The following is a 26,466-nucleotide window of genomic DNA, read 5'->3' as shown; positions in this document are numbered from 1 at the left end:
TTTAACAATTTTTATAACAAGTACACAGGAAGTCATAATATGAACGCAAATATTAATCGCAAACTCATCGCGGTCACGTTTTTAGGGTTAGCAAGCTTAGGTCTTAGCGGTTGTGTGGTCAATGTCGGCGATGGTGAATCTAAGTGGGATAGCAGCGAATCTTGGGAAAAAACACAGGATAAAAACCGCACTAATCTGACTAAGCTCAGCCTTGGCATGAGCAAAGACCAAGTGATGACGCTAATGGGAGCAGCAGACTTTAGCGAGTCCTATTTACAACAAAGCGCAGGACAAGCAGACAAAGAAGTGTTGGTCCTCTTTTATCGCACTCAGCACTCCCATAGCGATGGTAAAACCACTAAGGATGAATGTACGCCTGTAGTGTTGAGTAACCATGTTTTAGTCGGTTGGGGCGACACTGCGTATCAAAAGATTTAACCCCAACTGCCCCAAAATATACTTGAAAGCCCTAAAAAATTAGGGCTTTCTTAACTGAGCATCAAGCTGCTCAATCAGTTCGGTCCATTGTGCATCAGCCTCTAACGCTTCGGTGAGAAAACTCTTTTGCGCTTGTGTCCAAAAAGGCGCTTCAGTTAAGTGTATTTGTGCTGCCAGCTTGTGAGTCGCAATAAATTGCGCAATAGCATTGGGTTGGCTCTCTAATCCCAGTTGTTCAAATAGATGGCTTAAATCAATTGGCGTAGTATCCATTCGATCTCTCCCTTGGTTAGCTTTTTATCTAGGTTATGCATCTCTTTAGGAAATGCAATCGATGATTAAAATTTGCACTTTTTTGTTTCCTTGATACATTGATAAAGACTCATAAGAGTGTGATCTAAATCAAGGAATTCTAACAATGGACAATAAAACCTTGGATGAGTATCGTGCCGTTTATCTCACCGCAGAAGATTTACGCTTGGCCGCTTCAATTATCTACAATGCGTATCATGATGATCCCTTTTTCATTAATGCGTTATCCACCGCGGATAAATTTGCCTACGAACAAAAATTACGCGCCGCAATTCGCGAAGAACTCAATACTCTATGGCAACAAAAGCAGGCCTTAATCGGACTCTTCGATGGTGCTCATTTAGTGGGGGTTGCTTGCGTTGTCACCCAAGAAGTGCCACTCGGAGAAGGTCGCTATTGGCACTGGCGGCTCAAAATGTTGCTGGGTACGGGGTGGCAATCGACCCAAGCTATGATGAAAAAGGAATCGATTATTTTGGAACTGTTACCCAGCCAGCGTTGTGGGATTTTGCAATTTATTGCCTTAGCGCCAAACGAGCAAGGTAAAGGGCTGGGCCATCAACTTGTTCAAGCGGTAGTGAGTTGGTGCGATGAGCAGCCAAATCTTGAAGGTATTGGGGTATTCACCTCGCAGGAAGCTCATATGCATTTATTTAAACAACATGATTTTGTTTTCTTGGGTGAATTGACTATTGGTGGTGTGGCTGGGCAATTACTTTTTTATACAGGCCAACAAGATGAATAAACGTTATCGCTCTTTCGCTGAGTTTTATCCTTTCTATCTCTCCCAGCATCAAGACAGTCGTTGTCGGCGGCTACATTTTATTGGAAGTATTCTGGTATTGTTTTTATTAGGGGCTGCATTTATCACTGCCGCATGGTGGTTGTTGATGCTGATCCCGCTTGTGGGATATGGATTTGCTTGGGTTGGTCATTTTGTCTTTGAGCGTAATCGACCTGCGACCTTTCAATATCCTTTGTACAGCTTGATGGGGGATTGGGTGATGTTTGTCCAAATTCTTTTGGGAAAAGTAAAGTATTGAATCTGATATTCCGGTAAGAAGCTGACAAGCGTGTGAGAGATCGCTTACAAAGCCTGTAAGACAATATGTTTTCTTTTTGATTGTTTTATAATCTGTAGTTTTAAAAGTTATTTAATTTCAATTTGTTATAAATTCCACTTTGCTGGTTGAATGAGATTTTCCCGGGTTGTTGTTCTTATGGGGGAACAACAAAGACAGAATTCACGTAGAATTTATTTGTCGCCAAAACACATGGATAGCACGGATTGCAATACGGGCGAAACGGACGCAAGAAGCAACTAATTTAGGTTCTTGGATTTGAACCTCTGGCGGTAGGAAAACTGTCATAAACCAAGGATAGGCTAAGGAAAAGCAGGATAGCTTTGTCAAGGATGATACAGGATATAATACTTGTTAGGACGACAGGTTTCAGGATGATAAAGTACAAGCTTAAGGATTAAGCATGTACTCGGTGCAGGATGTATCGAGTTAAGGGATAAGTATAAGGGTGAACAGCTTGTACTCGTCTATGGAAGGCATTGAGCAGGATGCATTATGGAATGAGTCATAGGATGTGACTGGTGCCGGAATAGGATTTCCGGGTCAAAGGATTGAGTGTTATGGTTAAGCCATAACACAGGGAGGATTAGGGATACAGGGATGCTGTAGGATGCACGTAAACGCATGGATGGTGCAGGGAGCACAAATAAGCAGGATGGCTTACAGAGAATAAATGGGGCGTACACAGTACGCCCTTTTCTTTTTTGTCTTTTGAAGCTGCAGCTTGTATCTAGGCATCTTATAAATATTGAATTGCAAATCCGTCCAATCACCCAGTTCACAGCTTATCAAGATTGTAATATCAACCCGCTTATACATTGATAACAATGCGCAATGATACTTTTGAGTTGCTTGGTTCTAGAGGTTGATACTAACCAAAGTATATGGAACTTGGCGTCGCTTAGAGGCTGTTCATAATTCTGTGTCAAAATGTCCATTTTTATAATTTTAACGGTAGTGGGATAAAAGAGATTGTCGATTATTGCTCCTTTATGCGGCGATTTACAGCTTGGTTGGTTCTGAGTCTTTCTTGGCAAGCAAACTAAATTAGTTGAGAGGATTAAAATTGCCAGTTTCTTTGTGAGATATGTCTCACAAGTATGTAAGTAATTTGTAAGTTTTTTGACTGATAAAAACCGTCATATTCCATCAAATATAGTTTAATCAGTGTGTTAGCTTTTGCTTTTAATTATGTCGTTATTATTGCGGTTTATCTTTTTATTTTAACTAGCGCAAATTTCATCATGACTATCCTAAGATTCATTTGCAGAGGGAGCGAGAGACAACAGGATGTTAGCGGTCAGGATGGCCGGACAGTGTTTAATGGATTAACACTCACGGAATGGTAAGGAAAGACTTTCAGGATGAAAGCGTTACGAACCACGGAAGGATAGACTATCACGGATAGATAGCCTAGTTGCACAGGATTGCGATGGCACAAGGAGTGCAGCAGAAAGGAGGCAACTTAACCTATTTCATGGATGATGCTGGAACCGCTCAGGAAAGAGCAAGCTTGGTAAAAGGAACGCCAAGAAATAGGGATGTACTTGAGTACAGGGAGATATCAAGGATTGAACAGGGATGATGCAGGATGCAAGTTGACGCATGGATGGTGCAGGGAGCACGAAAATAGCGGGATAGCTTAACAAAGAACAGAAGGGCGTGATCTTAGGATCACGCCCTTTCTTTTTGGTATTCATACAGATGATGCAGATGTTGAGCCGCGCTATGGCTGAGTGTTATCAATACGGCTTGGCGTTATCAATTCAGCTCAAAGGTCAACGGCAGTGACTTAATGACACTTGCCCGAGCTACAACTACTTTGGCTCCCACAGCCACCAAATTTACCTTTCGTCGTCGGTGCTTCTTGCCATTCGGGTTCTGGGAATATAGGCCATTCAATCTTTTGAATTTTTTTACCTAGCATCCATATATGGCCACGATATTGATTTATACCATCTGTGCTGAACTCGAACAGATACTTTGCCTTCCAACAGATCCCGGTAGTGCCGCCAAGGCTAGGACGAGCGGTTTCCATTGCGATCGCCAATAGTTGTACTTTTTGTCTACAGCATTCTTTTTCAGCAAAAATACGGCTTAATTCTGCCATTTGACGAAGTTGCCAAAAGAAAGCGGCAACGACAATCAGCGCAATAATTAACAGAAGATCTGACATCATTTACTTGCAGCCTTAAACAAGCCACCAATGGCTTGTGATAGTTGAACACTACGATTGGGATTTCGTAATTCACGCAGTAAGTGATTGCGTAAATTAGGAATAGCCACAATATCAGCAAAGACCTGATTAAAAAAGGCTTGCGGCTGAAGTGCAAGTGCTTCTAAGTAAATACTGCGACTCAGCTCTTGCTTTAGTATCGACCAATTTCGACCTGCAATACTGATGAGGGCGTTTGCATCAAGCTGGTCTGTATGCTGTAAGTGGGCTAAGGCTTGTTGGCTTAATTCAGACTGTGATGCTAATGCTCGCATGTAATAGGATTGGTACTCATTAGGTGCCTTGATGAACTTACTAAAGATCTTCTCCGCAATAGCCTCAGTCAACTGTAGATGTTCGAGGCACTGGCATAGAGCGATTTGCACTTCAATGGCGGCATGGTCAAAACTGGCAAGGATATGTTGCTCATGATCTAATTCATTGAGACGGACACAAACATCACTCAAACCTTGCAGGCCAATATGTTGCCATTCACTCGGAGCAATTTGGCCTGATAAGTATTGCATGGCAAATTCATATTGGATTGATGCCTTTAACCCTAATTGCTTACGCACTAAGGCGTTGAATAACGCTAGTTTCTCTTGGCTAGGTTTAAAACTAAATGGATTATTGGCGAGGCGATCCTGCTGTTCATCGGTTAATGGCTGAGTTGGATCTTGTCCCAGTGCCGTGAGCACCATTTCAATAAATTGTGAACGGGGTGCAGGCGAGAGTAGACCTTGCTCATCTAAAGGAAGCTTGAGGAACCAAATAAAATGCTGCTGGCTTTCATTCCAAAAAACAATGGCAAACTGTGCATGGCCTTGAATAGGGTAGGGATAAGGTGTGGCTAGAGATTCGATTTGATGGAAGGCCAACATATCGATGTGCTGTACCCTTCGACCCAGTTCATAGACTTGGAATTGGGTTTTGGCTGTCGTTAAAAATTGGCTAAGCGTAGTAATTTCAGTCATTTGGCTGCTATATCAATCAAAAAGGCTCAATAAATTGGCGACATTATAGGGGGAAGTTGTTCACGATGGTATGATTGCCACACTTTTATCGCCCCCTGTCGCTGAGTGTTATCTTCTATTGACCGCGAGCTAAAGGACGTTACATTGATGCTTTACAGCCAAACTCAAATAAAATTAGCCCAAATTATTCACGAGCTCCAACGTGTTGGACTTTGGTCGGCCAATGCGCCAAGTGATAAAGCGATGGCCAGTACTGCGCCGTTTGCCTGCGATCTTATGTCGTTTGAACAATGGCTGCAGTTTATCTTTATCCCGCGAATGCAAGCATTGATCGATGCTGGACAACCCTTGCCTAGCCAAATTGCCATTGCGCCTATGGCTGAACATGTGTGGTCTGAGCAGGCGACATTAGCACCCTTAATCGGTGTCTTAAATGAATTGGATATATTGTTAAATGAACCAAGATGATATCTGGTTAGATATGCCAGAGAGTAAGCAATTGAATACCGATAGTGATGATGTAGAAGCCGCGCCTGAACTGCACATTTTATATCAAGACGATCATCTCGTTGCTATCCACAAACCTGCGGGATTGCTGGTACATCGCAGTTATTTGGCACGCCGTGAACGTTTTTTTGCGATGCAATTAACACGCGATCTGGTGGGGTGTCATGTGTTTCCGGTACATCGTTTAGATAGACCGACCTCTGGCGTGTTGTTATTTGCCAAAAATAGTGAAGTGGCTAACGCGCTTTGCGAACAATTTGCCGACCATAGTATCGAAAAACAGTACCTAGCGTTGGTGCGTGGCAATATGCACGAGAGTGGTGTATTGGATTATGCGCTCAAGGTTGAATTGGATGAAGTGGCGGATAAGTTCTCAAATCAAGATAAAGCAGCCCAAGAAGCGGTGACTCAATATGAACCGCTACTCAATGCTGAAATCCCCTATCCGTCAGGACGTTATGCAACGAGTCGATTTGCTTTAGTTAAACTGAGTCCTAAAACGGGGCGCAAGCATCAACTAAGACGCCATATGGCGCACTTACGTCATCCGATTATTGGTGATACCACCCATGGTGATGGTAAGCAAAATGCATTTTTTAGAACCCATTTTGACATCAATCGACTATGGTTGATTGCGAAAAAATTAACCTTCACTCACCCGATAACCCATGAGCGCTTAAGCATTGAAACAGAGCTTGAGCCAGAATGGGAAACCGTTTTTGCTCGCCTAGGTTGGGATGATAGCGCATTATCTTCCACACCCAGCATATTGATTGCGGGTTAAGCTGAAATGTATTAGGTCGCCACGTGTTTATTTGCGTGACTAAGATCGTGTGGCCTGTTTACTTGCTGTTGGCCCTGATGTTAACAGCTTAACGACTCGCTAGCTTTAGTTGTTGCATTAAGGTGACTAAGCTTGAAAATCCCGTGGTGGGCTTAAGTGGCGTTTGCAGGTTTTGCTGGGCGGCATGAAAGTAATGTTTACGTCTAATTTGAGTGCTTTTATGTTGGTGCTTGAGGTGTTTTTGCCTATTGCTCTGTCGCATCAGTTTAGTTCCTCATGCTCAATAACTTGATTTAATTTATAAAATTTTACCTTGTTGCTTGCCCTAAAGCATAACAATAAAGTAACTTCAGCTGAGTTGCGTTTACGCATGTGGGACGGAGTATATCATGAAAAAAGTTAATCTGATCTTTGGCACTGTGTATGGTAGCGCACAATTTACCGCCGAAACCTTAGAAAAAGCGCTGACAGAACTTGGTTATGAAGCCAGATTGTGGCAACCGAATGAAATTAGCCAATTTACACCACCACAGGATGAGCTGTTAGTGGTTGTCACCTCAACCACCGGGCAGGGGGATTTACCCGATGATATCCAGCCTTGGTTTTATCATCTCCAAATAACAGCGCCCTATTTGCCAGAGCTGAAATACAGTGTTATTGCGCTGGGAGATTCAAGTTACGATACCTTTTGTGGTGCAGGCAAGTCAGTGGATGCATTGCTGAGTGAATTAGGCGCAAAAGCCGTTGTGGAGCGTCTCGATATTGACGCCTGTGAAACCATGGAACCTGAGGTCGAAGCGATAAAATGGCTGCAAAGCTGGAACCAAATCGTCAAATCCGAGCGCGCCGCTTAGGCCATTTGGTCACTCAGCAGTGGTTTAAATTTGCTCAGCGCTTAAGCCAAGCGCTGTTAATCCCTATTGCCATTTTACCCGCGGCTGGGGTTATGTTGGGGTTGACGGTAAGCCCAATCCCCTTTATGCCTGAAGTACTTAATGTATTAATGCTGGCTGTGGGTAAGCTGATCTTCGCGATTATGCCGATTTTGTTTGCGGTGGCGGTGGCGATTGGTTTTTGTCGAGATCAAGGGATTGCTGCATTTACCGCGGTGTTTGGCTATGGGGTGTTGACAGCAACCTTGGCTGCTTTAGCTGACCTATACCAATTGCCAACTCAGTTAGTTCTTGGCATGGATACCTTAGATACTGGGATTGCTGGCGGCATGCTGATTGGCGGCGTGACTTGCTTTGCGGTGCGTTGGAGCCAATATATTCGCCTGCCAGCGATTTTTTCCTTTTTCGAAGGGCGGCGTAGCGCCTCTTTATTGATCATTCCGTTGGCTATGGGGTTAGGTTATGTACTCGCCCATGCATGGCCATCAATCTCCTTATTGATTGAGCGAGTCTCTGATTGGGCTGTATACCAAAAGCCTGCAATTGCGTTTGGTGTTTATGGTGCGCTTGAGCGTTTACTCATTCCCTTAGGGCTACATCATATTTGGAATGCACCATTTTATTTAGAAGTTGGCCAATATCAGTTGCAGGACGCAGAAGTGGTACGCGGTGAAGTGGCGCGTTATTTAGCGGGTGATCCGCAAGCTGGGAATTTAGCGGGGGGCTACCTGATTAAAATGTGGGGATTACCAGCAGCTGCACTGGCCATTTGGCGCTGCGCTGATGCCTCGGAGCGAAATCGTGTGGCGGGTATTATGCTTTCCGCTGCGGCAGCCAGTTGGTTAACAGGTGTGACTGAGCCAATTGAGTTTGCCTTTATGTTTGTGGCGCCGATCTTGTTTCTTATCCATGTCATGCTGGCGGGCTTGGCTTACTCTGTCTGCATTATGCTTGATATTCACCATAGTATTGTATTTTCCCACGGACTGGTTGACTTCACTTTGCTATTTTCCTTGTCCCGCAATACAGGATGGTTTGCAGTCTTAGGGCCGCTTACGGCGGTGATTTATTACATTTTGTTTAGGGGAAGTATTCTGGCATTTAATTTAAAAACGCCAGGGCGGCTTGAATCCTATGACGCCAATCGCTCCAAAGAGAGCTTAAGAGCAATTATTGCGGCATTAGGTGGTCGCGATAACATCGTTGAACTCAATGCCTGTTTAACGCGATTACGTTTGAGTGTGCATAGCCCTGAGTTAGTTAATAAAGTTCGACTCAGTCAGCTAGGCGCGAAGGGAGTGATTGTGATGGGGAAAGGTGTGCAAGTGGTCTATGGCACTAAGGCTGAAACTCTGCGTAAAGTGTTGCAGCGTTATTTAGATACACGGCGTTAGCATTGCAGCTTATTAAAATTAATCACTGATTTATTGTGTTTAATAAAGTTAACTCACAATAAATTCACTTTTTAACACAAAAAGTTAGCTTTTCATGCTGTATCAGTGGATTGGCTATGGCACACTCAAGTGAGGGACCATAGAGGAGATCAGATTTTGCAGTCACAGCATGTAGTATCCAACGCACAACCCGCCTTAGCACGTAAAATCCTGATGACAGATTGCGCCGATGCCCAAGGGCTTATCGCCAAAATCACCAGTGTTTGCTTTAACCATCAGCTTAACATCATCAAAAACAGTGAATTTGTGGATAATGCGCAGGGACGATTTTTTATGCGCACTGAGCTTGAGGGGCACTTTAACAGCGAGCAATTATTGCAGGATCTGCGTCAAGTATTACCCGTTCCAAATCATATGACCTTAGTGAGTGCGGGTAAGAAACGCATTGTTATTTTAGTCACTAAAGAAGCACATTGTCTCGGCGACCTCTTGATGAAAGCGTATTATGGCGGTTTAAATGTTGAGATTGCCGCCGTAGTGGGCAACCACGATGTACTTAAAGAACTTGTTGAAAAGTTTGATATTCCTTTTCATCTCGTCAGTCATGAAGGACTCGACAGAATTCAACATGAGCAGGCGTTGTTGGCCGCGGTGTCGCAATACGCGCCAGACTATCTGGTGCTTGCCAAGTATATGCGGGTGCTGACGCCGGATTTTGTTGCCGAATATCCAAACCGTATCATCAATATCCATCACTCTTTCTTACCAGCCTTTATTGGTGCAGCTCCTTACCGCCAAGCCTGGGAACGTGGGGTGAAAATTATCGGTGCGACGGCGCATTTTGTGAATAATTGCCTCGATGAAGGGCCGATTATCAAACAGGATGTGATCCCCGTTGATCATAGTTACAGTGCACTCGAAATGGCCAAAGCGGGCCGAGACGTTGAAAAAAGTGTTCTCAGCAAGGCGTTGCAATTAGTGTTAAATGAGCAAGTGGTGGTTTACGGCAATAAAACCATAGTGTTTTAGGGTGTAAAATTTGATTTGAGTATCCCCAACATACTCCCGCGCATACCGTGATGGGGATCTTATGTTTCAGTTTTAGTCTGCGGCTTATATTCGCTTTGCTATCCTTATGTTTAATAGGATTTTTACTTTGTTTATGTCCTAATGAGTTTTTGAGTCTACATTCCTATTTTTAATCAAGGATGGAGGTTGGATGTCAACAAATCGCGGTCTAATTGTCGGAACGATGGATCTCCCCGATGGTTTGCATTTGTCTTGGGCACAACTCGATAAAGAGTTTCGTGTTCAGAAAATGAGCCAAGCCTTTTATGAGCGCTGTAACCGCTCAGCAGCGCAAATCATTAATAAACCTATTTGCCAGTTATTCAGTGCTTTTGATACTGATTTATGTGCAGATATTGAGCATCGTAGCGGTGGCTATATAGGCTTCCAGTTACAGGACAATAATGGCGCAAATGTGCATTTCGCTTTGCATGCAGTTCCTGAAAATGGATGGTACTTGATCTTATCTGAGATAAATTTTAAAGATCCCAAAATTAAAGAATTGCACGTAGATTATCGCCGTGTAATCCAAGCGAGCGATGTTTGGTTGCAGCATATTGAAGAAGTGATTAGGTCTTCACCTGAGGATGTTTTCCGGGTTGCGGTAGCCAAATCTGTCGCACTCAGCAGTAGTCGGTATGGGTTTATTCTTTTACATAACGAAAAATCGAAATTGCTTAGCTTGGCGGCCAGAACCCAATATCCTCAATCTAAGATTGACCTGCCAGAAATTGTCGAAGAAGAGACTCAAGCTCCTGAAACTGAAAGTCTTGTCTGGCTTGAATGCGCTCAAAACTTTAAGCCCATCATTAAAAATAGCCTAGGTAGGCCCGCGAATGCTCAGGGAGTATTCGATAAATTACTGCTTGAGGAACGCTATTTAGCGGTGCCCATTTTATTTCGAAATCGGTTGATGGGAATTATTTGCGTCGTTGGGCGAAGTGACCCCTACAGTCGTCAAGATGCCCGCTCATTGCTCACTTTTGCGAGTATTTTATGGCATTCGATTGAGCTTCCCCGCAGTTTACGGGCAGTATCGCGGCAGTCCAAAATTATTAAGGCGCAAAAGGAGCAATTATCCCAATCGTTAACCCAGCTTATCAGCGCCATTTCCGAGGCATTAGAACTTAAGGATGCCTATACCGCGGGGCATCAAAAGTCGGTGGCCCAATTAAGCTATCTTATAGGTGAAAAGCTCGGGCTTGAGCCGCAGCGTTTAGAGGGGCTAAAAATTGGTGCACTGGTGCATGACATAGGAAAGCTTGCAATACCATCACAGATTTTGACTAAACCTTCAAAATTATCCAAAGAAGAATACGCCTTAATTCAAACTCATCCACAACATGGAGCGGAAATTGTAGAGGATGTCGAATTTCCCTGGCCGATTAAACAAATGATATTACAGCATCATGAGCGGCTTGATGGATCGGGTTATCCCTTGGGATTAAAGGATAAAGCGATTCTCTATGAGGCTAAAATTATTGCCGTTGCCGATGTTGCTGATTCAATCCTATCACACCGACCCTATCGTCCTTCATTGGGATTGGCGAAGATGACAGAAGTGCTTCGGGCGGGTAAAGGGACCTTATTTGATCCTGATATAGTTGAAACCTGTTTAGAGGTACTTATTAACCGTGAAATTAGTATTAGCGATCATATCGGTTCTGCCGCGCTAGACCCGGTAGTGACAGTCACTTTGGACCATGAGTTAGCCGACATTAAACGACTACTTGCTCACGCCCATGCTAAGGTGGCGGTTGTACAGGATGAAGAACATCACCTCATTGGCGTTATCACCCAAAGATTATTGGACTACTGGCTCAGCCCCCTCATTGGCAGTGCAGCCGAGCGAGAACAGGATAGGGCTTTTTTGCGTAAAAAAGCTCATCAAATCATGGAGCATTCTGTTCCTTTAATTAGTGATGTGGCGACTTCAGAAGATGCGCTGCAGCAACTTAATGAGTCTGACTCTGAGTTTTTGGTGGTTGTGAATAAGGCGCAACATGCAATAGGCGTAATCGGCTGGCGTGCAATAGCAATGGCGAATAAGTTACGCCAGGATGTCGAGCGTTTAATTTAACGGAACTCAGTAGATAAAAAATGCCAAGCAGGCTGCTTGGCATTTTGTTATCCCGCAATGTAGCGAAACGATTAATCGACGATACGTAACAGTTCGTTGATCCCCACTTTGCCGCGGGTTTTTGCATCCACTTTCTTGACGATAATCGCAGCGTATAGGCTGTATTTGCCACATGCTGAGGGCAGGTTACCTGATACGACTACAGAGCCAGCTGGTACGCGGCCATAGTGGATTTCGCCCGTTTCACGGTCATAAATACGGGTACTTTGGCCGATATAAACGCCCATGGATATCACCGAGCCTTCTTCTACCACAACGCCTTCGACAATTTCAGAGCGTGCGCCGATAAAGCAGTTATCTTCGATAATAGTCGGGCCAGCTTGCAGCGGCTCCAATACCCCACCAATGCCTACACCACCCGATAAGTGTACGTTTTTACCAATTTGCGCGCATGAGCCCACAGTCGCCCAAGTATCGACCATAGTGCCTTCGTCAACGTAGGCGCCAAGGTTGACGTAAGAGGGCATTAATACGGTGTTTTTACCGATGAACGAGCCTTTACGAACAGTGGCTGAAGGCACCACGCGGATTGCTTCGGCTTTAAAGCGGGCCTCGTCATACTCGGCAAACTTTAACGGCACTTTGTCAAAATATTTGGTTTCGGCGCCATCGATAACGGCGTTATCAAAAATACGGAATGACAGTAACACCGCCTTTTTCAACCATTGATGAACATGCCATTGGCCGTCGATTTTTTCAGCGACGCGCAGTTCACCCTTGTCGAGCATATTGATGACATGTTGCACATCGTTACGCACGCTTGCGTCAACAGTGCTTGGTGTGATGTCGGCACGCGTTTCAAAAGCGGCCTCAATACGTTGGCGTAAAGCCTCCATTTACTTCTCCCGTTGTGGTTAATTGGTTGACTCTGAGTTGATGGCGCTCAGTGCGCTAATCAAGGCTTCCTTGAGCGTATGCTCTTGGGTTTCATTGAGTTGCAAGCCATCATTGGTTTGCAAAATAAAAAAGTCTTCCGCTCGCTCGCCGATGGTTGTGATCTTGGCGGAGAGCAACGTCGTGTTGCAGCGATAAAAAATATCGCCCACTTTAGCTAATAATCCCGGCGTATCCAAGGCAATGAGTTCCATCATACTTGTACCATGACGGTTACTCTCAAGGAAACTCACCTGAGTGGGAACATTAAAAGGTTTCATCTTGCGCGACAGTTTTCTAAAGCGTGGCAGTTTAGGGTTATCACTGGCGAGCGCTTTTTCAAGGGCTTTACGGATACTTTGTATGCGCGAGAGTTGGCTGACGGGCTCGCCGTCTTGCTCGAGGATAACAAAGGTGTCTAGAGCGTAATTGTCCTTTGATGTCATGATGTTAGCGTCGTGGACGTTAATGTTTTTATTATCAAGCACCGCCATTACGGTAGCAAATAACTTAGGTCTGTCCTGACAATAAACAAACAGCTCTGTGCCGCCGCGGGTCGTATGTTTTGAAACGAGCACTAAGGGCTCATCCAATTGCTTATGCTTGAGGATGGCCTCAGCATGCCAAGCGACTTGATTGGGCTGGTGGCGCAAAAAGTAGTCGGCCTTAAAGCGTTGCCAAAGGGTATCTAAATCTTTTTCTTTTATGCCGCGTCGCAGTAGTTCTTTTTTCGCCTTGGCTTGGTATTCGCGTACTCGGGCCCGAATATCAACGGGCTTTTCTTTGCCGCGAGCGAGCACCCTTTGGGTGGAAAAATATAAGTCGCGCAGCAGTGAGCCTTTCCAGTTATTCCAAGTCTTTTCGTTGGTGGCGCAGATATCGGCCACGGTTAAACAGTACAAATAACTTAAATGCACCGCATCGCGCACCTTGCTGGCAAAGTCGGCCACCACATCGGGGTCGGAAATATCGCGGCGCTGGGCCGTTACCGACATCACTAAGTGATTTTCAACTAACCAAGCGACTAGGCGGCCATCGTGGTCGTTCAAGCCATGAAGTTTACAGAAGGCGAGGGCATCGCTTGAGCCCAGTTTGCTGTGATCGCCGCCGCGGCCCTTGGCGATATCATGGAAAATTGCGCCGAGTACCAACAAACCTTTTTTCGGTAACTGATTGATAAGCACTGAGCCTAAAGGAAACTCTTCTTTCTGTTCTGGCTGCGAGAAGCGCTCGATATTGAGGAGCAATCTGTGGGTGTGTTCATCCACCGTATAGGCGTGGAACAGGTCAAACTGCATTTGGCCCTCGATATTGCGCCACGCAGGTAAATAAGCCGAGAGCACCCCGTGTTTATGCATCAGCGATAAGGCTGCAATACCGCGTGGATGTTTTAAGATCTCCATAAAGGCTTGGCGGCACTGAGGATTTTCTTGCAAGGGTTGCTGCTGTGCTCGGCGTGCACGCCTCAGTGAGCGTAGGGTAGGCGCATAAATGCCTTTAATATTAGAGTTTTTCGCGACATGGACAAACAAACGTACAATTTCTTCACCGCTGTCGAATAAATCGTCACTTAGGGCCTCGATAAAGGCACCACGGCGCTGATAGTTATTGTCAATCGCTTGAATTTCTAAAGCTTTCGTTTGACCAAGAGTTGCCCGCTTAAATAGTTGCAGCAGCATTTCGTTGAGTTCCATCACGCGGCGCACCGTGCGATAGTAACGTTTCATCATCTGCTCAACAGCAAGTTGGGTCGCGTCTTCGTATCCCATCAACTCAGCCACTTGGCGCTGGACATCGAACAGCAGGCGGTTTTCATCACGCCCGACAGTCATGTGCAGGGCAAAACGCAACTTCCACAGAAAGTGCTGACACTCGAGCAGCTCTTCTAATTCGGCGGGTTCTAAAAATTCGTATTGCACCAGTTCTTCTAAGCGTGAGGCGCCAAAGTGGCGCATGGCAACCCAGGCGATGGTTTGAATGTCCCGAAGGCCACCAGGGCAACTTTTGATATTGGGCTCAAGATCGAAGGCACTCGCCTTGGCATGGCGGGCCGTTTGTTCATCGCGCTTAGCGATAAAGAACTGACTGGAGGTCCAAAAATCGCTTTGACGAATGGCATCGTAGAGCTGGTCAAACAGACTTTCAGGCCCTGAAAGCAAGCGCGCTTCAAGCAAATTAGTGGCGATGGTAATGTCGTCTCGCCCAAGGCGTAGCGTATCATCAAGGGTGCGGACGCTATGACCAATCTCAAGACTAGCATCCCACAAAAAGGCGATAAATTCGCTGAGCGCGGCTTTCGCTACCGCAGCTAACTCGCCCTCGAAGAGGAATAGCAAATCGACATCAGAGTGCGGATGTAACTCACCGCGACCATAGCCACCAACGGCAATCAGGGCGATGGGGTATTGATCTAGGCAGTGTTGTAACCACGCCTGTTTTATAAGGGAGTCGACGAACTGACAGCGCTGAGTCACTAGCTCTTCAATCGGGGTTTTGGCTTTGAACCTTGCTAAAAGCGTTTGATTCTGTTCGATTAATGATTGTTTAGCTAGCAGCGCTGTATTCATCGAGTCCCTTGTTTGGATGCGTTAAAATATTTGCTACCCACCAAGTTCCAATATGACCTGATGGATAGTTTAACAATTGTCATTAGTGATTAATGATCCGCGGAAAATCTTCCTCATCGCGCAGCGTCAGCACTTCAACACCGGTTTCGGTCACTAATAATGTGTGTTCCCACTGGGCTGAGTTTTTACCATCGGAAGTGGTCACCGTCCAATTATCATCGCGATCTAGCACAGTGGTGTGGCGACCGGCGTTGATCATCGGTTCAATGGTAAAGCACATACCTGGGCGTAAAATGGTGTTGTCACCATTACGGTAGTGCATCACTTGGGGTTCTTCATGGAAACCCGCGCCAATACCGTGGCCACAATAATCTTGCACGATGGAATATTTCTCAAGGCCTGTTTTGCTGGCTTTGATGAATTTTTCAATAGTATTGCCGATTTCACCTAATTTTAATCCCGGACGCACTTTACGGATTGCAAGATAGAGACTTTCTTGAGCGATGCGGCACAGACGTTTGTCCTTAGGGCTGACTTCACCGATTAAGAACATTTTAGAGGTATCGCCGTGGTAACCGTCTTTAATGACGGTGATATCGATATTGAGAATATCGCCATCCTTGAGAACGCGATCGCTCGGAATACCGTGGCAAATGACGTTGTTTAACGAAGTACAAATCGACTTAGGAAAACCATGGTAGTTGAGCGGGGCAGAAATCGCGCCTTGCTCTTCGGTATATTTGGCGCAGATATCGTTTAATTCATTAGTGGTGACCCCCGCCTTAACATAAGGGGCGATCATTTCTAATACTTGTGCAGCCAGTTTACCTGCCGCGCGCATTTTCTCGATTTCTTCTGCTGTCTTAATGACTATACTCATTGCGTTTTCTCTTGTGTCTTCAGTGTCTATTGGCGCGATGAACCTAATGCAAAAATTTGTGCTTTAGGGCTATTTATGGTATAAAGCGCGCCGTTATGTTTAAGTCTTGATGAATTACCCAAGCTCAGCTTTATCTGCTTTTGGGCGATAGCAAAACTAAAGATGGCGGCCATTATACATGGCAATTTATCTAAATACTAAATCACACACGTGTCGACACATTCTTCGGGGTGCCCTCAGCTGTTAACTGCGGGGTCGAAGACATGGGATACGTGGAGGTCTAACCCCCTAAATTTTAAGGTAATAGAAATGACTACAGTTTCAATGCGCGATATGCTCCAGGCCGGTGTCCACTTCGGTCACCAAACCCGTTACTGGAACCCAAAAATGAAGCCATTCATTTTCGGTGCTCGCAACGGCGTTCACATCATCAACCTTGAGCATACTGTGCCAATGTTCAATGAAGCACTGGCTTTCATCAGCAACGTTGCTTCAAAGAAAGGTAAAGTATTATTCGTTGGTACTAAACGTGCTGCTGGCGAAGCGATCAAAGAAGCTGCTATTTCTTGTGATCAGTACTATGTTGATCACCGTTGGTTAGGCGGTATGCTGACTAACTGGAAAACCGTTCGTCAGTCAATCAAACGTCTGAAAGAACTGGAAAGCCAATCAGTAGATGGTACTTTCGACAAGCTGACCAAAAAAGAAGCGCTGATGCGTACTCGTGAGCTTGAAAAGCTGGAAAAATCTTTAGGCGGTATTAAGAACATGGGCGGCCTGCCAGACGTATTATTCGTTATCGGCGCTGACCACGAGCATATCGCTATTAAAGAAGCTAACAACCTGGGTATCCCTGTTGTTGCAGTTGTTGATACTAACTCTGCGCCAGATGGTGTTAACTACATCGTTCCTGGTAACGACGACGCGATGCGTGCTATTCGCCTGTACACTACTTCTGTTGCTGCAGCAGCTAACGCTGGCCGTGGTCAAGATTTAGCTGTTCAAGCTGAGCAAGACGGTTTCGTAGAAGCCGAATAATAATAAGGCGGGATGAGTTTCATCACCCTTATTAACCAAGATTTTGATTGGTTAACAGGGGCCATTCGGCCCCTGTTTTATATCTGCAAATTAGTCGATTTTTTAGAGAGGATTTAACAATGGCAATTTCTGCTGCCCAAGTTAAAGAACTGCGCGAGCGTACTGGCGCAGGCATGATGGATTGTAAAAAAGCGTTAGAAGAAACCAACGGCGACATGGAGTTAGCAATTGACAACATGCGTAAGTCTGGTGCTGCTAAAGCTGCTAAGAAAGCAGGTAACATCGCTGCTGACGGTACTATCCTGATCAAAAACGGTGAAGGTTTCGCAGTACTGTTAGAAGTAAACTGCCAAACTGACTTCGTTGCTAAAGATGCAAACTTCTTAGGTTTTGCTAACGCTGTTTTAGACGTTGCTGCAGCGTCTAAAGTGACTTTAGAAGACTTAAAAGCCCAATTTGAAGAAGCCCGTGTTGCGCTAGTTGCTAAAATCGGTGAAAACATCAACGTTCGTCGCGTTGAGTACATCGACGGCACTAAATTAGCTTCTTACCGTCACGGTGAGCGTATCGGTGTAGTGGTAACTGGTGACGCTGATGACGAAACTCTGAAGCACCTCGCAATGCACGTTGCCGCTTCTAAGCCAGAATACGTTAACCCAGAAGACGTTCCAGCTGACGTAGTCGCTCGTGAACAAGCTCTGCAAATCGAAATCTCTATGAATGAAGGCAAACCTGCTGAAATCGCAGAGAAAATGGTTGTTGGTCGTATGAAGAAGTTTACTGGTGAGATTTCTCTGACTGGTCAAGCTTACATCATGGAACCAAAGAAAACTGTTGGCGAATTCTTGAAAGAGAAAGGCGCGAAAGTCACTAACTTCATTCGTTTAGAAGTGGGTGAAGGTATTGAGAAGAAAGAAGAAGATTTCGCAGCTGAAGTTGCTGCTCAAATCGCTGCTTCTAAAAAGGCTTAATCGCCAACGCTAAATACCCCCAAGACCGCAGCAATGGCTGCGGTCTTGTTATGACCAGGATATAAAAATTATGAGCACCAATCCAAAACCTGCATTTAGACGCATTCTTCTAAAATTAAGTGGCGAAGCACTGATGGGCGACGAAGGCTTCGGCATCGATCCTAAAGTGTTAGATCGCATGGCTCAAGAAGTCAAAGAGCTGGTAGAGTTAGGCATTCAGGTGGGTGTGGTCATTGGTGGTGGTAATCTATTTCGCGGTGAAGGCTTAGCAAAAGCGGGCATGAATCGTGTGGTGGGCGATCACATGGGTATGCTGGCAACGGTTATGAACGGCTTGGCCATGCGTGATGCCCTGCACCGTGCCTATGTTAATGCTCGTCTGATGTCGGCTATCCCATTAAAAGGGGTGTGTGACGACTACAATTGGGCTGAGGCGATCAGCTTATTAAAATCAGGCCGTGTGGTGATTTTTGCTGCGGGTACTGGTAATCCATTCTGCACTACCGATTCTGCTGCTTGCTTACGCGGCATTGAAATCGAAGCAGAAGTCGTGCTAAAAGGCACTAAAGTTGACGGCGTTTATTCTGACGACCCGATGAAAAATCCAGAAGCAGTGAAGTACGATGACTTAACGTACACTGAAGTACTGGATAAAGAATTAAAAGTAATGGACTTAGCAGCCTTTACTATGGCGCGTGACCATGACATGCCAATCCTAGTATTCAACATGAATAAACCTGGCGCCCTGCGCCGAGTGGTCATGGGTGAAGAAGAAGGCACAATGATCAAAGCGAAATAAGTTATTCAATGACCAAGAAGGACATTTAACGTGATTGCAGATATTAAAAAAGATGCTCAAGAGCGCATGGGTAAATGCGTTGACGCGACCAAAAACCAAATGGCTAAAGTACGTACTGGTCGTGCACACCCAAGCTTACTGGACTCAATCCAAGTATCTTACTATGGCACTATGACACCACTGAACCAAGTGGCGAACGTGGGTGTTGAAGATGCACGTACTCTGTCAGTAACCGTATTTGACCGTAGTGCAATCCAAGCGGTTGAGAAAGCGATCATGAGCTCTGATTTAGGGTTGAACCCTATGTCAGCGGGGGCAACCTTACGCATTCCATTACCCGCACTGACGGAAGAGCGTCGTAAAGACTTTATCAAAGTAGTACGTGCTGAGGCCGAAGGTGGTCGTGTGGCGATTCGTAACGTACGTCGCGATGCGATTTCTGACGTGAAGAAACTCGAAAAAGCTAAAGAATGCACTGAAGATGATGTTCGCCGCTTCGAAGAGGAAGTACAAAAGTTCACCGATGCTCACATTAAGAAGGTCGATGAGATTTTAGCGGCCAAAGAAATTGAGTTGATGGAAGTCTAATCTCAAGCGCTATAAGCTAGAGTTGCTACGCCGTGTAGGGGTATACTACACGGCGTTTGTCTATTTTAAAGGGTTGTATTAGATGTCATCCACAGTGGAATTTGATCCGCAATCTAGGCCGACTGAGGCGGATGCTTGTGCTCAGACAAGCTTACCGGAGATATTACCCGAACTCGTTAAACAGTCATTACCTAAGCATGTTGCGATTATTATGGATGGTAATGGACGTTGGGCCCAAATCCAGGGCAAGCCACGAGTGATGGGGCATAAGGCTGGGGTTAAAGCGGTGAGACGTGCGGTGAGCGCGGCCAGCCAGTTAGGGATACAATCGCTGACGCTATTTGCGTTTTCTAGCGAAAATTGGCGTAGACCCGATAAAGAAGTCAGCTTATTGATGGAACTGTTTTTTACCGTATTGCAGCGGGAAATTAAGTTACTCGATAAAAACCAGGTCAAATTGAATATCATCGGCGATATCAGTCGCTTTTCTGCGCGTTTACAAAAGCAAATTCGTGCCGCAGAAGCGAAAACTGCGAGCAATACGGGATTGATATTGAATGTGGCGGCCAATTACGGCGGTCGTTGGGACATACTGCAAGCTGCGCAAAAGTTAGCTGAAAAGGTTGAAACTGGCGAAATGACCAGCAGTCAGTTCACTGAAGAAGCCTTGAGTGAACATTTGTGCATGCAAAATCAGAGTGAAGTTGATTTAATGATCCGTACGGGTGGGGATTACCGGATCAGCAATTTTGTACTCTGGCAGGCTGCCTATGCTGAGTTGGTGTTTTTGGACACCCTTTGGCCTGATTTTGATGAACAGGCTTTTCATGAAGCGATTGCCACGTTTGCCAGTCGCCAGCGCCGTTTTGGTTTGACCGGAAGTCAAATTGATGAGATGCGCGCATTGTAAAACGTCATGAGGGATTTTTTTTGCTAAAACAACGTATAATAACAGCAATTTGGTTGATTCCATTAGTTTTGGGAGCAATCTATTTACTCCCCGTTGAGTACTTTGCTTGGGCCTTGATCGCCGTGTTTCTGATCGCCGCTAAGGAGTGGGGCAGGATCATCGATAGTCAATGTGATGTCACCCAATGGAGTTTTACTTGCACGGTCGGTATTTTACTGATCGCTCTTAATTTAATTGTTCCCGCCGACACCATTTGGCTTAGGGGGCAAATTCATCCCATTTATCTTGCCGTGGTTACCATAGGTACTTTGTGGTGGATGGTGTCACTGCTGCTGGTGGTCACTTATCCTAAAAGTGCCAAATTGTGGCAAAAGAGTCCGATGCTAAAGTCCATGTTTGGACAATTGACTTTAGTGCCTTGCTTTGTAGCACTGATTGCCCTTAAATCGATTAGTTCGCAAATATCGCCTTACTATGGGGCATCGCTAGTATTATTGGTGATGTTGATCGTTTGGGCTGCGGATTCTGGGGCGTATTTTGTGGGCAAAGCTGTCGGTAAAACTAAGCTTATGCCCGCAGTTAGCCCAGCTAAAACCTTAGAGGGTTTGCTCGGTGGTTTAGTCACTACACTAATTGTTGTTGCTGGTGTTATGTATATTTCACCTGAGCAGGAGTTAGGCTTAGTGGTTGCGGTGACCATTTTTGTGGCACTGATTTCAGCCCTTGGCGATTTATCTGAGAGTATGTTTAAACGCGCTGCGTGCATTAAAGATTCGGGCACGATTTTGCCTGGACATGGCGGCGTGCTCGACCGCATCGACAGTCTGACAGCAGCCTTGCCGGTGTTTACCCTAATCTACATTGCATTTTGGATGTAACGCTATGCAAAATATGGTGATTTTGGGTGCGACAGGCTCGATTGGTGCCAGTACCTTAAGTGTGATTTCGGCCAACCCTTCAGCCTATCGAGTGTATGCTTTAGTGGCAAATGCGAGTGTCGACAAGATGCTCGCCCTGTGTTTAGCCCATCGCCCGCAGGTCGCCCATATGGTCGATCCTAATGCTGCATTAGCACTCAAGACGCAATTACCCGCGACGCTTAATATCCAAGTCACAAGTGGCGAGGATGAGCTTATTGCCTTAGTCACTTCCTCAGTGGTTGATACCGTGATGGCTGCGATTGTCGGCGCGGCGGGTTTAGTCCCGACGCTGGCGGCGGTGAAGGTGGGTAAGCGGGTATTACTCGCCAATAAAGAGGCGCTGGTGATGTCCGGCGAGCTGTTTATTGAGGCAACGAAACTCTCTGGCGCCACGTTGTTGCCGGTTGACAGTGAACACAATGCGATTTTCCAATGCTTACCCGAAGAAGTGCAGGCTAATTTAGGGCGCTGTGATTTAGCGGCGTCAGGTATTTCCCATATTTTGCTCACCGGTTCTGGTGGTCCATTTTTAACCGCCGAGCTGTCAAGTCTTGCGGCAATGACGCCAGCACAGGCTTGCAAACATCCAAACTGGTCAATGGGTCCGAAAATCTCGGTCGACTCCGCCACGATGATGAATAAGGGCTTGGAGTTTATCGAAGCGCGCTGGTTGTTCAATACCCAAAAAGATCAACTAAAGGTGGTTATTCATCCGCAAAGTGTTATTCATTCTATGGTGCAATACCGCGATGGCAGTGTGATCGCGCAGATGGGCAACCCGGATATGCGTACACCGATTGCGCATTGTATGTCCTATCCGCAAAGAATTCGCTCCGGTGTTGAACCTTTGGATTTTTTCAAAGTCGGACAGTTAAGCTTTTGTGAGCCAGACTTTAATCGCTTCCCCTGTTTGGCTTTAGCGATTGCCGCTTGTGCCCAAGGGCAAGAAGCGACTACGGTACTCAATGCGGCCAATGAAATCGCCGTGGAGGCGTTTTTACAAGGCAAGATTGGGTTTACCCATATCGCCAAGGTGAACGAAGCCTGCTTATCGTCGGTGCCTAAACGGGCGATGACCAGCATCGAAGATATCATTGCCCTCGATGCACAAACACGGATATATGCCCGTGAATTACTAGCGAAATTTGCTTAGGCCTCTTGTTGACGAGGCTTGAGTGGATTTACTGATGACGTAAGGAGTGGAATGTTAGATTTTTTGTGGAACTTAGGTTCTTTTATCGTAGCACTTGGGCTGTTAATTACTGCCCACGAATACGGCCATTTCTATGTTGCGCGCCGCTGTGGTGTGAAAGTTGAGCGTTTTTCGATTGGTTTTGGTAAGGCGATTTGGCGCAAAGTCGGTCAAGATGGTACTGAATATGTTATTGCCATGATCCCGCTGGGTGGCTATGTCAAAATGCTCGATGAGCGTGTTGAAGATGTCCCCGATAACTTAAAAGATCAGGCCTTTAACCGTAAAAGCGTGTGGCAACGTATAGCAATTGTGGCGGCTGGCCCCATTGCGAACTTTATTTTTGCGATTATCGCACTGTATTTTATGTATTTAATTGGTGTGCCATCGCTAAAGCCAGTCATTACCTCAACGACACCTGGCACTGCGGCGGCACAAATCCAAGTCACTGAGCCGATGCAAGTCACGGCGATTTCAGGCCAGCCGGTACGGAATTGGGAAGAAGTCAATTTGGCGCTTGTTGGCCATATTGGTGATGACAGTTTAACACTATCCCTTGCGCCCCTTAACGGTTTACAGGGACTTGATACCGATACTCGTACTTACACTTTAGACACCCGTCAATGGCGTTTCGACCCTGAGAAAGAGTCACCGATCACGGCACTGGGCTTGGGCGTGTATCGCCCTGCGATTGAGCCACAAATTGCGCTTATCAGTGAAGGCAGTGCCGCGGCTAAGAGTGATCTGAAGGTCGGTGATACCTTAGTGGCTATCAATGGCCAGCAATATACCGATTGGCAAGCTTTTGTTGACATTATTCAGCATTCTGCCAATGTGCCTGTGGAGTTAACCGTGCGCCGTAATGGTGAGCAATTTGCCATCTCTGTGACACCAGCAAGTGTTAAAAATAGTGATGGTAAAGATATCGGCGTGCTTGGGGTGAGCCCGGCTCAGGCACAATGGCCTGAGAATATGCGATTACAGCTGGAATATGGGCCAATCGAATCTTTTGCTATCGCAGCCGATAAAACATGGCAACTTGTTGTCGTGAGCTTTAAGATGATTGGCAAATTATTTACTGGCGATGTGTCAGTGAAAAACTTAAGTGGACCTATCTCAATCGCACAGGGTGCGGGCAATAGTGCAAACTATGGCTTGGTTTACTTTCTCGGTTTCCTCGCGCTTATCAGTGTCAATTTAGGCATCATTAACTTGCTGCCATTGCCTGTGCTCGATGGGGGACACCTGCTGTATTACTTCGTTGAAGTAATAACTGGTAAGCCTGTATCTGAAAAGGTACAGGAAATAGGATTCAGATTTGGGGCAGCATTACTGCTGATGTTGATGAGCATTGCGCTCTTCAATGATTTTGCCCGACTCTGAGCAAGGACAGACTAATAATTAGAAGTGCTCTATGAGATTGAATAAACTTTTTGCCTCGATGTTATTCGTCGGTGCGTCGTTTTCAGGGACTGTGTTGGCGGATACTTTCCAATCCTTTGAAGTGACCGACATCCAAGTTGAAGGTTTGCAGCGAGTCGCACTGGGTGCTGCCTTGTTAAGCTTGCCAGTGAAAGTGGGCGACACTGTAGATCAGTTAAAAATTCAGCAAGCCATTAAAAGCCTATATGCATCGACTAACTTTGAGAATATCTCAATCAGTCATGATGGCGGCGTGTTGATTGTCAAAGTCACCGAAAGACCAACCATCAGTGCCGTGACGTTTGAAGGCAACAAAGACATTAAAGATGAGCAGTTACAGGAAAGTCTGGACGGCTCAGGCGTTAAAGTCGGCGAATCTTTAGACCGTACTATGCTCACAGGCATTGAAAAGGGTCTGCAAGACTTTTACTACGGCGTGGGTAAGTATGGCGCTAAAGTTGAAGCACAAGTGATTAATTTGCCTCGTAACCGTGTCGAACTTAAGTTCAAATTTACTGAAGGTTTAGCGGCCGAAATCCGCCAAATTAACGTGGTCGGTAATCATGAGTTCACCGATGCTGAGCTTATCGGCATGTTAGAACTGAAAGATTATGTGGCTTGGTGGGATCTGTTTGGTGAGCGTCGCTATCAGAAGCAAAAGCTTCAAGCCGACCTTGAGACGATTAAAACCTATTACCACAACAAGGGTTATATTCGCTTTGAAGTTACCTCGACTCAAGTGGCGATGACCCCAGACCGTAAAGGCTTGTACATCACTATAAACGTCAATGAAGGTGAGAAGTACAAGGTAAAAGGCGTTAACCTCACGGGCGATCTGATGGGTCGTGAAGAGTTGATGAAATCGATTCTGCCTATCAAGGCGGGCGATATGTACAACGGCGGTGATGTGACCTTCACTGAAGAGATGTACAGCAAATACTTAGGCCGTTTCGGTTACGCTTACCCTGAAGTGAAAACCTACCCTGAAATTGATGATAAGACCAAGGAAGTGACCTTAAACATCAATATCAAACCTGGTAAGCGAGTGTATGTTCGCTCCATCAACTTTACCGGTAATACTGTCACTAAAGATGAAGTGATGCGTCGCGAACTGCGTCAGATGGAAGGTGCTTGGTTAAACTCTGCGCAGGTTGAGCAATCTAAAGCCCGTTTGAACCGTTTAGGCTTCTTCGAGACCGTCGATACCGAGACCATTCAAGTGCCCGGTACTGACGATTTAGTCGATGTAGCGGTTAAGGTGAAAGAGCAGCCTTCTGGCTCATTTAACGCCGGTGTCGGTTATGGTACTGAATCAGGTCTAAGCCTACAGTTTGGCGTGCAGCAAAATAACTTCCTCGGCACGGGTAACCAAGCGGGTGTGAGTTTAAGTACCAACAAGTACTCTAAAAACGTCAACTTATCTTACACCGATCCGTATTGGACTAAAGATGGTGTGAGCTTAGGCGGTAGTGTTTACTGGAACGAGTTCGATGCGAACGAAGCCAACCTTGAACGCTATAAAAACAGCTCCTATGGGGTAGCGCTAAACTCTGGTTTCCCGATTAACGAATACAACCGTATCAACGGCGGTATTGGTTATCGTCATAACACGATTTCAGAAATCTCTGCCTATGAACAGGCGCTGCGTTTCTACAATATTTACCGTGAAGATGATCCAAATGCAGACTTAAGTTTTGATAACTTTGAGCTGAGTTTAGGTTGGTATCGCAGTACCTTAAACCGAGGAACCTTCCCAACAGACGGTTCATCACAGCGTTTAAGCGGTAAGATGACTGTACCTGGATCAGATCTGCAGTACTTCAAGACTGACTTCGATACCAACTACTATTTCCCTCTCAACCGCAGTCAAAGTTTTGTGGTCTTGGCACGTGGTCGTTTAGGCTATGGTAATGGTTATGGTCAATTTAACGATAATGACCAGATCCTTCCATTCTGGGAAAACTATTACTCAGGCGGTAGCACCTCACTGCGTGGCTTTAAGTCTAACTCCGTAGGTCCGCGTTCCTTCTATCTTTTCCGTGGAAGTGAACCCTGTGCGCCGGATCCATCGGGCGATGGTTGTAGTTTACCGGGCGATCCAAACAGTATTCAGGTAAGCTCTGGCCGTTCAATCGGTGGTAACGCTATCGCAACTGCGAGTTTAGAGTTTATTGTACCGACGCCATTCTTGGATGAGGCTTATACCAACTCTGTACGTACCAGCTTCTTCCTCGATGCCGGTAACGTGTGGGATACCGAGTTTGACTTTGCGAAATATCAAACCTTACCCGCTGAAGAGTTTGATAAGTTACAAGACTACAGTGACCCTGCGCGTATAAGAGCATCTTGGGGGGTAAGCTTACAGTGGTTATCACCAATGGGCCCTATGGTATTCAGCTTGGCATGGCCGATTAAAGAGTACGAAGGCGATCAAACAGAGATCTTCTCGTTCAATATTGGCAAAACTTTTTAAAAGGCATACACTCGGCAAGTTTTGCT

General features: G+C 45.7%; 25 protein-coding genes. 18 read left to right on the top strand and 7 right to left on the bottom strand.

The genetic code is table 11. The features are described 5' to 3' along the window. Positions 1–39: 39 nt before the first annotated feature. Positions 40–438 carry a DUF3192 domain-containing protein gene (locus tag KXJ80_RS16625; RefSeq protein WP_047534614.1) on the top strand — a complete coding sequence of 133 codons (399 nt, stop codon included), beginning with the start codon at positions 40–42 and terminating at the stop codon, positions 436–438. Positions 439–477: 39 nt separating this feature from the next. Here KXJ80_RS16625 and KXJ80_RS16620 read toward each other — a convergent pair whose 3' ends face one another. Then, the gene (locus KXJ80_RS16620) at positions 478–711 is read right to left on the bottom strand and encodes a DUF2789 domain-containing protein (RefSeq protein WP_037416690.1); all 234 of its coding nucleotides are present in this window, start codon (positions 709–711) and stop codon (positions 478–480) included. Positions 712–856: 145 nt separating this feature from the next. On the opposite strand from KXJ80_RS16620, the gene KXJ80_RS16615 reads away from it, so the two are divergent. Both KXJ80_RS16615 and KXJ80_RS16610 read left to right on the top strand, forming a co-directional pair. Further along, positions 857–1,495: a GNAT family N-acetyltransferase gene (locus KXJ80_RS16615; RefSeq protein ID WP_037416694.1), complete on the top strand. Its 639-nt coding sequence runs from the start codon at positions 857–859 to the stop codon at positions 1,493–1,495. After that, entirely contained in the window at positions 1,488–1,793 is a 306-nt protein-coding gene (locus tag KXJ80_RS16610; protein WP_037416696.1) for an Mpo1-like protein, read from the top strand. Before KXJ80_RS16615 ends, KXJ80_RS16610 begins: the two co-directional genes overlap by 8 nt. 1,831 nt (positions 1,794–3,624) lie before the next feature. Here KXJ80_RS16610 and KXJ80_RS16605 read toward each other — a convergent pair. Together KXJ80_RS16605 and KXJ80_RS16600 are read right to left on the bottom strand one after the other, a co-directional pair. Beyond that, entirely contained in the window at positions 3,625–4,011 is a 387-nt protein-coding gene (locus KXJ80_RS16605) for a DUF3301 domain-containing protein (RefSeq protein ID WP_047534621.1), read from the bottom strand. Beyond that, entirely contained in the window at positions 4,008–5,021 is a 1,014-nt protein-coding gene (locus tag KXJ80_RS16600) for a DUF3549 family protein (protein ID WP_037416706.1), read from the bottom strand. The genes KXJ80_RS16605 and KXJ80_RS16600 overlap by 4 nt, the downstream gene beginning before the upstream one ends. Before the next feature lie 147 nt (positions 5,022–5,168). Here KXJ80_RS16600 and KXJ80_RS16595 point away from each other — a divergent pair, with 147 nt between their 5' ends. Together KXJ80_RS16595 and truC are read left to right on the top strand one after the other, a co-directional pair. Continuing rightward, positions 5,169–5,489, top strand: a complete 321-nt coding sequence (locus KXJ80_RS16595) for a YqcC family protein (RefSeq protein WP_047534624.1) — start codon at positions 5,169–5,171, stop codon at positions 5,487–5,489. Then, positions 5,476–6,312, top strand: a complete 837-nt coding sequence (gene truC, locus KXJ80_RS16590; protein WP_047534626.1) for a tRNA pseudouridine(65) synthase TruC — start codon at positions 5,476–5,478, stop codon at positions 6,310–6,312. The genes KXJ80_RS16595 and truC overlap by 14 nt, the downstream gene beginning before the upstream one ends. Before the next feature lie 88 nt (positions 6,313–6,400). Here truC and KXJ80_RS16585 read toward each other — a convergent pair whose 3' ends face one another. After that, positions 6,401–6,574, bottom strand: coding sequence for a hypothetical protein (locus KXJ80_RS16585; protein WP_052183963.1), 174 nt, complete (start codon positions 6,572–6,574; stop codon positions 6,401–6,403). A 127-nt stretch (positions 6,575–6,701) separates the two neighbouring features. On the opposite strand from KXJ80_RS16585, the gene KXJ80_RS16580 reads away from it, so the two are divergent. The 4 genes from KXJ80_RS16580 (at position 6,702) to KXJ80_RS16565 (ending at position 11,747) form a co-directional block, all read left to right on the top strand. Beyond that, entirely contained in the window at positions 6,702–7,166 is a 465-nt protein-coding gene (locus KXJ80_RS16580) for a flavodoxin (protein ID WP_099457816.1), read from the top strand. Next, positions 7,118–8,599, top strand: a complete 1,482-nt coding sequence (locus KXJ80_RS16575) for a PTS transporter subunit EIIC (protein ID WP_099457817.1) — start codon at positions 7,118–7,120, stop codon at positions 8,597–8,599. Before KXJ80_RS16580 ends, KXJ80_RS16575 begins: the two co-directional genes overlap by 49 nt. A 213-nt stretch (positions 8,600–8,812) precedes the next feature. Further along, complete coding sequence (gene purU / locus KXJ80_RS16570) at positions 8,813–9,628, top strand: formyltetrahydrofolate deformylase (protein ID WP_037416965.1); 816 nt, start codon at positions 8,813–8,815, stop codon at positions 9,626–9,628. A gap of 190 nt (positions 9,629–9,818) precedes the next feature. After that, on the top strand, positions 9,819–11,747 hold the full coding sequence (locus KXJ80_RS16565) for an HD domain-containing phosphohydrolase (protein ID WP_047534633.1): 1,929 nt from the start codon (positions 9,819–9,821) through the stop codon (positions 11,745–11,747). A 71-nt stretch (positions 11,748–11,818) separates the two neighbouring features. Here KXJ80_RS16565 and dapD read toward each other — a convergent pair whose 3' ends face one another. The 3 genes from dapD to map form a co-directional block, all read right to left on the bottom strand. Continuing rightward, positions 11,819–12,643 carry a 2,3,4,5-tetrahydropyridine-2,6-dicarboxylate N-succinyltransferase gene (gene dapD, locus KXJ80_RS16560; protein WP_055648601.1) on the bottom strand — a complete coding sequence of 275 codons (825 nt, stop codon included), beginning with the start codon at positions 12,641–12,643 and terminating at the stop codon, positions 11,819–11,821. Between the two features lie 18 nt (positions 12,644–12,661). Beyond that, positions 12,662–15,247, bottom strand: coding sequence for a bifunctional uridylyltransferase/uridylyl-removing protein GlnD (glnD, locus tag KXJ80_RS16555; RefSeq protein ID WP_099457818.1), 2,586 nt, complete (start codon positions 15,245–15,247; stop codon positions 12,662–12,664). Between the two features lie 82 nt (positions 15,248–15,329). Continuing rightward, positions 15,330–16,127: a type I methionyl aminopeptidase gene (gene map / locus KXJ80_RS16550; RefSeq protein ID WP_037416730.1), complete on the bottom strand. Its 798-nt coding sequence runs from the start codon at positions 16,125–16,127 to the stop codon at positions 15,330–15,332. A gap of 309 nt (positions 16,128–16,436) precedes the next feature. Here map and rpsB point away from each other — a divergent pair, with 309 nt between their 5' ends. From rpsB to bamA, 9 genes are all read left to right on the top strand, one after another. Next, positions 16,437–17,165 carry a 30S ribosomal protein S2 gene (gene rpsB, locus KXJ80_RS16545; RefSeq protein WP_011071784.1) on the top strand — a complete coding sequence of 243 codons (729 nt, stop codon included), beginning with the start codon at positions 16,437–16,439 and terminating at the stop codon, positions 17,163–17,165. A gap of 119 nt (positions 17,166–17,284) precedes the next feature. Further along, positions 17,285–18,136: a translation elongation factor Ts gene (gene tsf, locus KXJ80_RS16540; protein ID WP_037429566.1), complete on the top strand. Its 852-nt coding sequence runs from the start codon at positions 17,285–17,287 to the stop codon at positions 18,134–18,136. A 70-nt stretch (positions 18,137–18,206) separates the two neighbouring features. After that, positions 18,207–18,935, top strand: a complete 729-nt coding sequence (gene pyrH, locus KXJ80_RS16535) for a UMP kinase (protein ID WP_037416734.1) — start codon at positions 18,207–18,209, stop codon at positions 18,933–18,935. 30 nt (positions 18,936–18,965) lie between these two features. Continuing rightward, a complete protein-coding gene (frr, locus tag KXJ80_RS16530; RefSeq protein WP_037416738.1) occupies positions 18,966–19,523 on the top strand; it encodes a ribosome recycling factor in 558 nt (185 codons plus the stop codon). 82 nt (positions 19,524–19,605) lie between these two features. Further along, complete coding sequence (uppS, locus tag KXJ80_RS16525) at positions 19,606–20,433, top strand: polyprenyl diphosphate synthase (protein ID WP_037416741.1); 828 nt, start codon at positions 19,606–19,608, stop codon at positions 20,431–20,433. Positions 20,434–20,453: 20 nt separating this feature from the next. After that, positions 20,454–21,311: a phosphatidate cytidylyltransferase gene (locus KXJ80_RS16520; RefSeq protein ID WP_037416744.1), complete on the top strand. Its 858-nt coding sequence runs from the start codon at positions 20,454–20,456 to the stop codon at positions 21,309–21,311. A gap of 4 nt (positions 21,312–21,315) precedes the next feature. After that, the gene (ispC, locus tag KXJ80_RS16515; RefSeq protein ID WP_218738285.1) at positions 21,316–22,506 is read left to right on the top strand and encodes a 1-deoxy-D-xylulose-5-phosphate reductoisomerase; all 1,191 of its coding nucleotides are present in this window, start codon (positions 21,316–21,318) and stop codon (positions 22,504–22,506) included. 51 nt (positions 22,507–22,557) lie between these two features. Beyond that, on the top strand, positions 22,558–23,928 hold the full coding sequence (rseP, locus tag KXJ80_RS16510; protein ID WP_144375578.1) for a sigma E protease regulator RseP: 1,371 nt from the start codon (positions 22,558–22,560) through the stop codon (positions 23,926–23,928). 31 nt (positions 23,929–23,959) lie between these two features. After that, positions 23,960–26,440 carry an outer membrane protein assembly factor BamA gene (gene bamA, locus KXJ80_RS16505; protein WP_218738286.1) on the top strand — a complete coding sequence of 827 codons (2,481 nt, stop codon included), beginning with the start codon at positions 23,960–23,962 and terminating at the stop codon, positions 26,438–26,440. The last annotated feature ends 26 nt before the right edge of the window (positions 26,441–26,466 follow it).

Source organism: Shewanella xiamenensis, from assembly GCF_024971755.1.
In the GTDB taxonomy this organism is placed as follows: Bacteria; Pseudomonadota; Gammaproteobacteria; order Enterobacterales; family Shewanellaceae; genus Shewanella; species Shewanella xiamenensis.
The sequence above is the reverse complement of the archived record's forward strand: the minus strand, read 5'-3'. Positions and strand labels throughout refer to the sequence as shown.